This is a genomic window from Nonomuraea sp. NEAU-A123, assembly GCF_018603905.1.
In the GTDB taxonomy this organism is placed as follows: Bacteria; Actinomycetota; Actinomycetes; order Streptosporangiales; family Streptosporangiaceae; genus Nonomuraea.
The window spans coordinates 28,705-40,941 of sequence record NZ_JAHFZZ010000045.1 but is presented as its reverse complement, the minus strand read 5'-3'; the positions used below and the strand labels follow the sequence as shown (position 1 = coordinate 40,941).

13 protein-coding genes and 1 CRISPR repeat array are annotated in these 12,237 nt (G+C 64.6%); all 13 genes read left to right on the top strand.

Annotated elements, in window-relative coordinates; all coding sequences use genetic code 11:
- Positions 1-139 precede the first annotated feature (139 nt).
- The 13 genes from KLK06_RS58130 (at position 140) to KLK06_RS58070 (ending at position 12,236) form a co-directional block, all read left to right on the top strand.
- A complete protein-coding gene (locus KLK06_RS58130) occupies positions 140-952 on the top strand; it encodes a hypothetical protein (RefSeq protein ID WP_214644507.1) in 813 nt (270 codons plus the stop codon).
- Complete coding sequence (cas4, locus tag KLK06_RS58125) at positions 949-1,440, top strand: CRISPR-associated protein Cas4 (protein ID WP_308169038.1); 492 nt, start codon at positions 949-951, stop codon at positions 1,438-1,440. The genes KLK06_RS58130 and cas4 overlap by 4 nt, the downstream gene beginning before the upstream one ends.
- Positions 1,437-2,417 (top strand): type I-B CRISPR-associated endonuclease Cas1b, encoded by a 981-nt coding sequence (gene cas1b, locus KLK06_RS58120; RefSeq protein ID WP_214644505.1) that lies wholly within the window; start codon positions 1,437-1,439, stop codon positions 2,415-2,417. The genes cas4 and cas1b overlap by 4 nt, the downstream gene beginning before the upstream one ends.
- Before the next feature lie 2 nt (positions 2,418-2,419).
- Complete coding sequence (gene cas2, locus KLK06_RS58115; RefSeq protein ID WP_214644504.1) at positions 2,420-2,683, top strand: CRISPR-associated endonuclease Cas2; 264 nt, start codon at positions 2,420-2,422, stop codon at positions 2,681-2,683.
- A gap of 104 nt (positions 2,684-2,787) precedes the next feature.
- A CRISPR array of direct repeats spans positions 2,788-4,803; the repeat unit is 30 nt; unit sequence GCTCCGTCATCACCCTGGAGGGATCGCAAC.
- 1,086 nt (positions 4,804-5,889) lie between these two features.
- Positions 5,890-6,681, top strand: a complete 792-nt coding sequence (locus KLK06_RS58110; protein WP_214644503.1) for a hypothetical protein — start codon at positions 5,890-5,892, stop codon at positions 6,679-6,681.
- Positions 6,682-7,365, top strand: coding sequence for an SAF domain-containing protein (locus tag KLK06_RS58105; RefSeq protein ID WP_214644502.1), 684 nt, complete (start codon positions 6,682-6,684; stop codon positions 7,363-7,365).
- 149 nt (positions 7,366-7,514) lie between these two features.
- Positions 7,515-8,123, top strand: coding sequence for a hypothetical protein (locus KLK06_RS58100; RefSeq protein ID WP_214644501.1), 609 nt, complete (start codon positions 7,515-7,517; stop codon positions 8,121-8,123).
- Positions 8,120-9,493 carry a CpaF family protein gene (locus KLK06_RS58095; RefSeq protein ID WP_214644500.1) on the top strand — a complete coding sequence of 458 codons (1,374 nt, stop codon included), beginning with the start codon at positions 8,120-8,122 and terminating at the stop codon, positions 9,491-9,493. Before KLK06_RS58100 ends, KLK06_RS58095 begins: the two co-directional genes overlap by 4 nt.
- A gap of 131 nt (positions 9,494-9,624) precedes the next feature.
- On the top strand, positions 9,625-10,350 hold the full coding sequence (locus tag KLK06_RS58090; RefSeq protein ID WP_214644499.1) for a type II secretion system F family protein: 726 nt from the start codon (positions 9,625-9,627) through the stop codon (positions 10,348-10,350).
- Positions 10,350-11,189 (top strand): hypothetical protein, encoded by an 840-nt coding sequence (locus tag KLK06_RS58085; RefSeq protein WP_214644498.1) that lies wholly within the window; start codon positions 10,350-10,352, stop codon positions 11,187-11,189. The genes KLK06_RS58090 and KLK06_RS58085 overlap by 1 nt, the downstream gene beginning before the upstream one ends.
- Before the next feature lie 11 nt (positions 11,190-11,200).
- The gene (locus KLK06_RS58080) at positions 11,201-11,413 is read left to right on the top strand and encodes a hypothetical protein (protein ID WP_214644497.1); all 213 of its coding nucleotides are present in this window, start codon (positions 11,201-11,203) and stop codon (positions 11,411-11,413) included.
- An 11-nt stretch (positions 11,414-11,424) separates the two neighbouring features.
- Positions 11,425-11,820: a pilus assembly protein gene (locus KLK06_RS58075; protein WP_308169036.1), complete on the top strand. Its 396-nt coding sequence runs from the start codon at positions 11,425-11,427 to the stop codon at positions 11,818-11,820.
- Complete coding sequence (locus KLK06_RS58070) at positions 11,817-12,236, top strand: TadE/TadG family type IV pilus assembly protein (protein ID WP_214644495.1); 420 nt, start codon at positions 11,817-11,819, stop codon at positions 12,234-12,236. The genes KLK06_RS58075 and KLK06_RS58070 overlap by 4 nt, the downstream gene beginning before the upstream one ends.
- Position 12,237 lies beyond the last annotated feature (1 nt).

Here is a 12,237-nt window from a genome sequence, read left to right as displayed (position 1 = left end):
ATCGAGAACATCAACAGCTTCCGCGTCCAGCTGTCCCAATGGTCTCACCAGGGCTACCTCAACAAGATCGGACCAGCCCTCTACGGCCCCCTGCCCACCAGCACTTAAGCCTTTGTCAGCAGGCTCTAATACAGTCGCCATGGCGCAGAAGCTGTACACAGGGCTCGATCATCCCGACTCGATGCTGCTGCACTCGCGCTTCCGTTCCCGGGATCGCGCCGAGATAGAACGTCGGATAATCGAGCGGTATCCGGAAAGGGAGCCGGGGGAGACAGCGCCGCGCGGCGGGCTGGTCGTGGCCACGCAAGCTGTAGAGGTTTCGCTCTGCCTGGACTTCGATCGAGGGGTCACCGAACTGGCGCCGATCGAAGCCATCGCCCAACGAGCCGGTCGGATCAACCGGCGCGGCTGGCACCCCGACGGTCTGGTCGAGTTCCGTGTCCACACCAAGGTCATCCCCAACCGGCCGTACGACGAGGGCGCACTGAACGCCTCGCTGACCGCATTGACTACCGCGCCAGGACCTGAGATCTCCGAAGAGACCATCGAAACCTGGCTCGACATCGCCTACACCACCGAGTGGGGCCGGCGCTGGGCAGCCGAGGCCGAACACCACCGCGACGAATTCAGCCGAGCATTCCTCACCTTTCCCGACCCCTTTCACGACCGCAGCGAGTTCGCCGACAGCCTCGATGAGGCCTTCGACACCGTCGAGGTGCTGCGCCGGGCGGACATGGACGAATACCAGATCGAAGCCGAGAAGGATCCCCTCCTGGCAGCGGGCTTGCTCATCCCGATCCGCTACACCCAACTCGCCGCGCTGAAATCCGCCAGTCGGGCAGAGTTCATCAAACGCGATCTCCGTCTATGGGTCATCGACGCCGAATACAGTCCCGTCCTCGGACTGGATCTGAGCCTTCAACCCGCGCCCGTCCCGGAGACCGTTCTGTGAGCGACATCGGCGGGGTCCACATCAAATATCTGCTGCACTGCCCCCGCCAGCTCTGGCTCTACATGCGCGGCTACCGCCCTGAACAACGCAGCGACACGGTCGCCTATGGCGAAGCCGTCGACGAGACCACCTACACCCGCCGACGAGACATCGATCTCGGCGAAGCCAAGATCGACTGGGTCACTACCGGAGCAGTCATCCACGAGACCAAGTCCTCGCGCGCCCCCTCCGAACAGCACGATGCCCAGGTTCGCCACTACTGCCTGTTGTTGGAACGGCGAGGGGTGAACGTACGGCACGGCGTCATCCACTACCCCCTCATCCGCCGCACGGTCACCGTCACCTGGAACCAGCACGCCCGCGCCCTCGCCGAAGACACCGAACGCCACGCTCGCACAACGATCAACCAGCCCGAACCTCCCCCTCGGCTGGACCGGCCACGCTGCCGCGGCTGCTCATACACCGACTACTGCTGGGGAGATTCATGACAGCCGCCTCCCGCACTTACTGGCTCACCCAGCCCTGCCGTATCCGCCGCGAAGACAACAGCGTCCGTATCGAGCGCCCCGACCAGACTCCTGTACGCGTGCCCATCACGGACATCCGCGATCTGATCGCCTTCGATCATCTGGACATCAACACCTCAGCGATATCACTGCTGAGCCGTCACGGCGTCATGGTCCACATCCTCGACCACTATGGCAATTACGCCGGCGCCATCGCCCCCGCCGAAGACACCAGCTCAGCCCACGTCCTGCGCCACCAAGCCACCCTCACCAGCGCCAACGACACGCGTCAGACCATCGGACGCGCTCTCATCGCCGCCACAGCTGCCAACATCCGCTGGGCCCTGGACACCGACCTCCTCGACGCTCCGCTAGCTCGGCTGACAGAACAGCTCGCCGGCTGTCAGAGCAGCGAGGAACTGATGGGCGCCGAAGGTAACTTCCGCCGCACCGCCTGGGGTGTGCTGGACACCTTGCTCCCGGCCTGGCTCCGTCTGGAAGGCCGCAGCCGCCGCCCACCCGCCAACGCAGGAAACGCCTTCATCAGCTACGTCAACTCCATCACCTATGCTCGCGTTCTGACCGCGCTGCGCTGCACTCCCCTGCACCCAGCCCTGGGGTTCCTCCACGCCGACAGCGACCGCCGCCGCAACACCCTCGCCCTCGACCTGGCCGAACCCTTCAAACCGCTCTTCGCCGAACGCCTACTCAAACGGGCCGCCGCCCAGAAAACCCTCCGCCCAAGCGACTTCGAAATCGACGTCGGTAACGCCTCTCTCAGCAAGGACGGCCGCAAGAAAGTCTCCGAACTCATCCGCGCCGAACTTGCTATGACCGTCTACCACCGAGCGCTGCGTCGGAAAGTCTCTTACGAAGAACTCATCCACCTCGAAGCCCTCAAACTCGTCCGGCTCTGCCTCGAAGACGTCCCCTACAAGCCCTTCCGCCCCTGGTGGTAGCCGTGTTCGTCATCGTCGTCTACGACACCCTCGCCGAACGCAACCCCGGCATCCTCAGAACCTGCCGTCAATACCTTCACTGGGTCCAACGCAGCGTCTTCCAAGGTGAACTTTCCACCGCCCAACACCGCAAACTCCTTGCCGCCATCAAAGAGCACATCGACCCCACCTATGACAGCGTCCTCATCTACCGAACCCAAGGCCCCCACAACATCCAAACCGAAGTCATCGGCCAAACCCTCGGCAACACCGACCCCATCTTGTAGCCGCATCTATCCTGACCTGGGCTTCTGCACTACCGCCGGATCGCTGCAAAACACCACACCAAACGATGCTCAAATACGCCTCGGACCTGGGACTTTACCCTCGGGGCTCCGTCATCACCCTGGAGGGATCGCAACCCGGTAACCCCGCATAGAAGGGCGACCGCGCTGGTGGCTCCGTCATCACCCTGGAGGGATCGCAACCCAGCCACTGGCTCCAACTCATGGCGGTGGCAGAAGGCTCCGTCATCACCCTGGAGGGATCGCAACGCATCCGGGGTGACGTCCGGCAGCGCGTTCCTGTCGGCTCCGTCATCACCCTGGAGGGATCGCAACGCGTGCAGGAAAACCCGGGCTTTCAGCGATGGGGCAGGGCTCCGTCATCACCCTGGAGGGATCGCAACACGAGGAGAAAACCCTGCAGATGTGGGAAGCCAACCCGGGCTCCGTCATCACCCTGGAGGGATCGCAACCGTGGATCGGGTAGACACGAGGGTGATGTACGGTCGGCTCCGTCATCACCCTGGAGGGATCGCAACAAGGTCAGCGACCGGCGGCAGCCTGGCGTGCCTGGCTCCGTCATCACCCTGGAGGGATCGCAACATGGCTGCGGCGAGGTAGCCGCGGGTGATCTCGCGGGCTCCGTCATCACCCTGGAGGGATCGCAACAGGCGTGGCCTCTCCGCCCAGACCCGGTCTCGACGCGGGCTCCGTCATCACCCTGGAGGGATCGCAACACGGACACGACGGCCCGCTGTGGGTGGCGGCCGACCGGCTCCGTCATCACCCTGGAGGGATCGCAACCTGTGTTCCGCGAGCCTGGCATGGATGAGCATCTCCCGCTCCGTCATCACCCTGGAGGGATCGCAACCGGAACGACGTGGCGTCCTTGTCCTCCAGCTCGACCGGCTCCGTCATCACCCTGGAGGGATCGCAACACCACCGGGAAACCCGTACGGCGAGCCACTTTGGCGAGCTCCGTCATCACCCTGGAGGGATCGCAACCGTGGCACCTCCGCCCAAGCGTCACCGACCCTCAGGCTCCGTCATCACCCTGGAGGGATCGCAACGCGGAGGTGGACTTCTGTCGGGAGTGCGACGATGGCTCCGTCATCACCCTGGAGGGATCGCAACAGGATCACCAGGACGCCGACCGTCAGCACCACGACGAGCTCCGTCATCACCCTGGAGGGATCGCAACATGAACGGCATCCCGGCCACAACGGGTGAGGTCGGTTCGGGCTCCGTCATCACCCTGGAGGGATCGCAACACGCGAACCTTGCTGGTCTCGTTCATTGATCGTCTCGCTCCGTCATCACCCTGGAGGGATCGCAACACGCGAACCTTGCTGGTCTCGTTCATTGATCGTCTCGCTCCGTCATCACCCTGGAGGGATCGCAACAGGCGCCCTTGCCTGGCGCGAACGGCTGCGTTAGCTCCGTCATCACCCTGGAGGGATCGCAACGCGTGGGGCTCGCCCAGGGTGGCGTTCCCCAGGCCGGCTCCGTCATCACCCTGGAGGGATCGCAACCTAGAGAACGTGCGGATCAACTCGGAGCTGTCCTGCTCCGTCATCACCCTGGAGGGATCGCAACCCCGTCTGAACGAGGTATTTGGCGACCGCGTAGTAGCTCCGTCATCACCCTGGAGGGATCGCAACGACGAGTCCGAGGGCCTGCTGGTAGGGCGGTCAGCCGCTCCGTCATCACCCTGGAGGGATCGCAACAGGCTCGGCGGAGGCTCGCCAGTGGACACGGACGGGCTCCGTCATCACCCTGGAGGGATCGCAACAAAGCCTCACCGCCATCCGGCGAGCGGGCGCCACCCGGCTCCGTCATCACCCTGGAGGGATCGCAACTTGGCCTGGCGCCAGCGGGCGTACGCCTCGACGGCCATCTGCTCCGTCATCACCCTGGAGGGATCGCAACAGCGTCCGCAGGGCGATGCCCAGTTCGCCGGCGAGCTCCGTCATCACCCTGGAGGGATCGCAACATGCCCCTCGACATGACGGCAGCGGCAAGGTCTGGCTCCGTCATCACCCTGGAGGGATCGCAACTTGTAGATACGGAACGTGCCGGTGCCCGTGGCCAGCGCTCCGTCATCACCCTGGAGGGATCGCAACAAGGTGGATGACCTCGCCCTGCGCCGGGGCCATCCCTAGGCAGCATCTTGGTCGACATCAATGCTCGGCGGCCCATCGACGTGCTGGATGAACGCTCCGCCGACGCACTGGCCGCCTGTCTGGCCGATCACCCCGGTGTTCAGGCGGCGGCCCTCAGGCGTCGGGTCACGCTGTGTACGTCCCAGTCGCGCGCCTGGCGTTCGTGGCGGATACATGCCGGCCAGCCTGTAGCCATCACCTTACGAACACCTGGAGATACAAGGTGGTGTCCTCGTCCCCTACTGATTGTCCTCGTTCGCCGACTTATGCGCAGGGCCCCTTTGCGCAGGCTTACCTATCGCACACCTATCAAAAACAGGAAATTCGACTGCAGAAACCATCAATGTGGGCTGGTTGGGGCGAGCTCCCCAAGTCATTCCTGTAGCAGGTCGGCCTTGATTACATTCCGAAATACATGCTGCTCAGAGCCTTGATCAATGCTTGACACAACCCTACGCTACTCTTCTCGTTCGAATGATCACTTGGAGTCAAGATGCGAATGGTTGTGGTGATTCGCGGTTGTGCTGTAGCGATCCTGTTCGCGTCAACGGCGGTGACGGCCTGTCACACGGCAGCTCCCTCAACGCTGCCTCCTCGAATATCGCCTTCCCCATCCACTTCGACATCTGCGTCCCAATCGCCTCCGGCGAGCGCCCACGACCTAATCGTTAAGACATATGTCGCGTATTGGCCCGTCCTCGTCGAGGCAGGCAAATCATCACCTGACAGAGCGCGTGAGTTGTTGAGACCGTATGTAAAGGGTGCATATCTCGATCATCTTGTCGAAGGTGTCCGGAAGATGGCGGAGCGGAACCGCGAGCCTTACGGCCAGGTGCTTCCAGGTCTAAAAGAGGTGCGTGTGGGCGGCACGTACGCGGAGGTTGTCGACTGTCAGGACGTTTCGAAGACGGCCATGGCCGATCGCCGTACCCATCTCGTCATCCCTGGAACCTCTGCCAGCAGGGCGACGGCCAATATCAAGGCGTCTTTGGAACGTTCCGCTGATGGGCAGTGGCAACTAACGGGACTCAGCCTCAGGGAGGCGGCATGCAAACCGCCATCGCTGTAAGCCAGGTCCTAACGATGTTGCTGGCGGGCGTCTCCGTACCTTCGGACGATGACAAGGGCGCGGTCTACTGGGAGAGCGGTTGGCTCGCCTTCGCCACCAATCGGAAAGCCGAACCAGGCAGTCCTACGAGCCACGTCACCAACGGTCGAGGGTTCAGCAACTGCCGCAGCATCCCGGGGGTTGGCCAAATCTCCTATCTCCAGTGCGACGCCGGACCGAACGGTACGCGGAACGTCTTCAACGCGGTCACTCCCGGAGATCCGGGCGCCCCCGCGGTCACGCCGGAGATGCTCATGGAGCAGGCGTTGCGCCTGCTCAAGCCGCCAGTGCCCAAGATTGCCACCGCGCCGCCGCGAGGTAAGAACGGGTATGTGGGCCTGCGGCAGTTCTTCTGGGCCGAGCCCGCCCAGTGGCACACGATCAGCAAGAAGGTCACGGCGGGACCGGTCTGGGCTGAGGTGACCGCGACGCCGTCCCGGCTGACCATTCAGCCCGGCGCGGGCCAGGCAACGCTTACCTGCTCAGGTCCGGGCGTGCCCTATGACCAGGGCAAATCCCCAGACGATCAGAAGATCGATTGCACGCATCTGTATACCCAGTCCAGCGCTGGACTTTCTAGCTCGCAGTACCAGGTCAGGGTGTCGTTGGTCTGGTCGGCCAATTGGACCGGCTCAGGTGGAAGCGGTGGCCCGCTGGCCCCGATCACCACCACGACGATGTTCCCGCTGCGGATCGGAGAGGCCCCGGCGCTGGTTGGAAGGAGTTCGTGAATGGTTCGTAAGGCACTGTCCGCTGCGCCCGGCCAGTCGTCCAACGGAGAGGCACCCCCGGCCCAGGTACCCAAGCTTGTGCCGCAGCCGCGCCAGCGTCGCCGCAGTTCACTGGTGCTGGGGGTACTCGTGGTGGCAGGTGGCGCGGTCCTGGCTTTCCACGCGGTCAATCGGATGAGCGATCGTGAATCTGTTCTGGTCATGACCGGCGATGTCGCGCTTGGGCAACCCATAACCGCCCAGAACGTCGCAACAACCATGGTGGGCGGCGATCAGACGGTTGCCACGGTGCGCGGTCAGGACTTGCAGAGGGTGATCGGCATGCGCGCGGCCACCGACCTCATGCGAGGCATGCTGGTGCAACCCAGGATGGTCACCGACCAGGTCACGCCACTGAACGATCAGCAGCTCATTCCGATCGCGGTCAAGCCGAGTCGACTTCCGGCGCGCGGGCTGCGGGCAGGTGATCACATCTTGGTCGTGCCCATCCCGGAGGGCCAGGCCGGATCTGGCAACAAGATTTCGTCTGTCGGCATCGAGGCCGTGGTGGACCAGGTGAAGGGGCCGAACAACGACGGGCTGATGGTGGTGGATGTCCTCGTGCACAACAGCGCCGGCCCCAAGCTCGCGATGCTGGCCGCTGACGGCAGTGTGGCCTTGGCGCTCCATCCAAGGAGGCCGTGAATGTCGATGTACGCGCTGATGAGTCCCGGCGGGTCGCCGGGCGTCACCACCGCTGCCCTGGCACTCACCTATGCCTGGGAAGGCCGAGCGCTGCTGGCCGAGTGCGATCCCCGGGGGGCAGCGTCCTGCGAGGGTTTCTGGCCGGAAACATGGAAGACCACGAGTGCGGCCTGCTGGAACTGGCGCTGGCCGCCGCGCACGATACGGACCCGAACATCGTGTGGCAGCACGTCATCGCGCTCGATCACGACACGCGGAAGTGGCTGCTGCTTCCCGGTCTGCGCGATCCGCGGCATCTGATTCAGCTCGACGGCGCCTGGGACACCATTACGGAGATTCTCAAGGCAACCCAGGACACAGCGGATGTGGTGCTCGATGTCGGGCAGATCGGTGGATCCGACACCCCGATCAACCTGATCGCGGCGTCTGACATGGCGGTCATGCTGGTGCGTCCGACACTGCGGCATGTCGCTCAGGCGCGCCCACGTCTCGACGCGCTGGAGCGCCAGGTCGGCTCCGATCTCGCTGTCGGGCTCTGCGTCGTCGGCGACGGACCGTACACCCTCAAGGAGATCAGCAGAGCGCTCTTCGACCTGCCGGTGCTGGCGTGGATACCTCATGACCCGAAGTCGGCGGCGGTGCTCTCGGACGGCAAGCGTGCCAAGAAGTCCTTTCATCGATCCGCGCTGATGCGCGGCACTGTCCACCTGGGCTATGCCATGAGACACCACCATGCCAAGAAGGCGGTGCCGCGATGAGCAGCCCCTGGCCACCCCGGATAACGATCGATCCGATCGTTATCCCCGAGACTCAGGCAGTCCCGTACAACGACTTCGCGTTCCGCGATGCGGTCCTCGCCATCACGACCGCGGCCGCAGATGACCTCAAGGACACCGAAGATCGCGACGAGGCCCGAAAGGTCATCCAGGCGCAGGTACAGTACTGGGCGCAGGGCCAGCTCGCCGCAGGTGTCCCGGTCAGCTTCGCCACGCAGCGCCGGCTCGTGGACGCCGTGATCGACGAGCGCTTCGAGTTGGGAGTGCTCACGCCGTACGTCAAGGACTCTCGGGTGGAGAGCATCGACCTCAACGGATGCGACCAGGTCTGGATCACTTACAACGACGGCGCCTGCGCACGTGGACCCGCCGTCGCCACCAGCGACGACGATCTGATCAAGATGATCCAGATGTGGGCGCTGCATAAGAGCTACAATCCACGTGAGTTCTCCGCCGCCAGTCCGCTGCTGAACACCGCACTACGGCCTGGCGACGAGGACGATGGGGTAGGCGTACGGCTCAGCGCCACCATGGCCGTTACCCGCCGCCCTTGCGCAAGCATCCGGTGCCATCGCCTCGTCGACGTCACCCTCGACGACCTGCTCAAGCTCGGCACCATCAACCGCAGCCTGCACGCCTTCCTACGCGCCGCCGTTCTGGCCCGGTTGAACATCGTCATCACCGGCGGCACCGCGGCAGGCAAGACCACGCTGCTCCGTGCGTTGGCGTCCGTGATCGATCCGGCCGAGCGGCTGGCCACGCTGGAGTCGGACTACGAGCTCTTCCTCGACAGGCTCACGCATCGCCATCAGAACGTGATCGCCTTCCAGGCGCGCCAGGCCAACTCCGAGGGCGCCGGCGCTATCGGGCTGAACGATCTGATCCCGCACTCGCTGCGCAAGAACATCAAGCGGATCATCGTCGGGGAGGTGCGGGCGGATGAGATCGTGCCGATGTTCGAGGCCATGAACACCGGCCATCCCGGCTCCATGTGCACCGTCCACGCCGACGGCACCGAGGAGATCTTCAACCGGATCGTCATGCTGTGGACGCGCGGCGTCGGCGCTCAGACCCCGCCCGCTGTCATCCACCTCAACACCGGCGAAACCATTGACCTGGTTGTGCACCTGCGCCTGGACCCGGCGACCAACACGCGCTTCGTCTCTGAGGTACTCGAGGTGCTGCCACCGGCCGACAGCGAACTGCCCAGCCGTAACCACATCTACCGACCCACCGGACCAAACGGTCGAGCCGTACCCGACATCACCCCGCAATGCCTGCCCCAGCTCAAGGCGGTCGGCTTCGATCCCAGTCTGCTCGACCCCTTTGCCGCTCGCTGGGAGACCCGATGAACAGCATCGCTCTCCTAGCTGGGCTCAGCGCCGCCATGATCTCAGGTGGCGCACTAGGCATCGTCGCGACGCTACGAGGGTCCACCGACGCGCCCGTGCGTCCCCCTTCGCGTTGGGCCAGGGGTCGCAGGATGCTCGTCGCCCACTATCGGCTGATCGTCTTGTCCTTGTCCGTGTCGATCGCCGTGTTCGCGTTGACCGGATGGCCTGTAGCCGCCGTCGCCACCGGGGTCGCTGTGTTAACGCTGCCCAAGGCAATGACTGGCCGCGCTGCCACCGAGCGCATCCGCAAGCTAGAGGCCCTGGAGCTGTGGACCCGCCGACTGTCGGACCTGCTCATCGCGGGCCGGGCCCTGGAACAGGCTTTGGAGCAGAGCGCGGCTCGCAACATCCCGCCCGCTATCGCCGCCCCGCTCGCCGCACTGGCCCGGCGGCTTCGCGTCACCAGGATGCCGACCGAAGATGCGCTACGCCTGTTCGCCGACGAACTCGATGACCCGATCGGCGACCGCATCGCCGCCGCCCTCATCCTGGTCGCCCGCCGACGAGGTAAGGGCGCCAGCGCCGTGCTCCAGCAGCTCGCCGCACTGGTGGCCAAGGACGTCTCCGACCGTCGGGAGGTGGAAGCGGCCCGCGCCGAGCACCGCACCACGGTGCGTTGGATCATCGGCATTCTCGCCGGATTCAGTGCCCTGGCCATCTTCCAGAAGTCGTACGTCGCTCCCTTCAGCACCCCGCTCGGCCAAAGCATCCTGGCTATCGTGGCACTCTTCTACGCCGTCACGCTGGTCTGGCTGCATCGGCTCGGCACCGCCGCCCCTGGCCACCGCTTCCTCAACGATCCGGGGAAGAAGTGATGAACGTGCTGGCCATGGTGTCCGGCGCACTGATCAGCCTCGGCCTGTTGATCGTGATGAACGAACTGCGGCCGGGGCCGCCCCAACTCGATGCCGCGCTCGCCCGCCTCAACGGGGCCCCTGCCCACGCGCGCGGGGACTGGATCAGAGTGCGGCTGGCCCGGTTGCCGATCCCGCGCGACGACCTGGCGCTGCTGGGCATCAGCGTTGAACGCTTCAACCTCCAACGCGTCAGCTTCCTGCTCGTCGGGCTGCTGTTCCCGGTGCCGCTCAGCCTGCTATGCGCGCTTGTCGGGCTTCCCCTTCACTGGGCTATCCCTGCGGGCTCCGCCATCGTCCTCGCCGTGCTGTTCGCACTGATCCCCGACATCAGCACCCGCCGCCAGGCCCACGAACGCCGCCATGAGTTCCGGGCCGCCCTGGCGACCTACCTGGATATGGTGGCCTTGGAACGAGCCGCAGGCGCAGGTCCTCCACAGGCATTGCAGGCACCTGTGGATATCTGCACCGGATGGGTATTCGGTCAGATCGCCCAGGTACTCCAGCACGCCAAACGCGCTGGAGAACAGCCCTGGCGTGGCCTCGCAACCCTCGGAGAGCGGGTCGGCATTCCGCAACTGACGGAACTGGCCGACATCGCCGAAGACGCAGGATCCGAAGGCACCCGAGTGCTGTCCACACTGCTGGCCAAGGCTCAATCCATGCGCACCACCGCGCTGGCCGACACTCGCGCCAAAGCCAACAGCCGTACCAGCGAAATGCCTATCGCCATCGGCGTGTCGATCTTCGGCTTCCTGGTGCTCGTCTGCTTTCCCGCCATCTACCGCATCATGAGCTGAAAGGGAGCAGCATGCTCAAGCTCCTGTCGCTGGAGACCGCTTACTGGACCTCTGCCACGAGGTTTCTCAAGGACCGCCTCGAACACGCACGCAAGGATCCCGAGAAGGGCGCGATGTCCGCCGAAGCCATGATCATTATTGCTGGGCTAGTGCTCGTCGCGGTCACCGTTATGGGCATCGTCACCGCCAAGATCATCGACAAGGCGAACTCGATCAACCTTTAGGCAGGTGACCAGTGCAAACTTCCCGTGCCGATCGGGGCAGCGTAACTGCTGAGGCGGTGATAGCCCTGCCTGTTGTCATGTTCACCATCTTGGCCTGCATGCAGCTGTGCCTGCTGTTCTTCGCCCAGTCGGTCGCGCTGGCCGCCGCCCAAGAGGGTGTCCGTGCCGCGCGTCCGCATGGCGCCTCCCATGCCTCGGGGGCGGGCGTCGCCAAGCGGTACGCCGAGCAGACCGCCGGCGGTTTCCTGACGTCGATCAGTACGGCCAGCACGAGTGACGCTGCTACGGTCCGGGTCACCGTCCGGGGCCGATCCCTGTCCCTGGTGCCCTTCCTGCCGTCGGTCGAGATTTCTGAGGAGGCCGCCGGAGCTATCGAACGCTTCACCACGCCCAGGCGGACGACGTGAACGAGCGGGGCAGCGTCACCGTGGAAGCCATGCTCGCCATCACTGCCATCGTCCTGGTCATCCTGCTCGGCGTCGCAGCAGGCCGGATCACGATCGCCAGTGCCGCCGTTGAGGCCGCCGCCCGCGATGCCGCACGTCAGGCCTCCATCGCCCGCACCGCGACCGAAGCGAGCACCAATGCCGAAGCAAGTGCTCGTGATTCTCTGACGAGCCATGACGTGAGCTGTACAGCGGTCAGGGTGACGGTGAGCACGAAAGGCTTCAGCCGTCCGGTGGGCACCTCGGCCGACGTGGCAGCGACGGTTTCCTGCACCGTGCCCTTGGCGGATGTGGCCTTGCCTGGGCTACCAGGGAGCGTCGAGCGGCATGCCACTTCCACAAGTCCGATGGACCCCTATCGCGGAAGAGAGAGGTGAA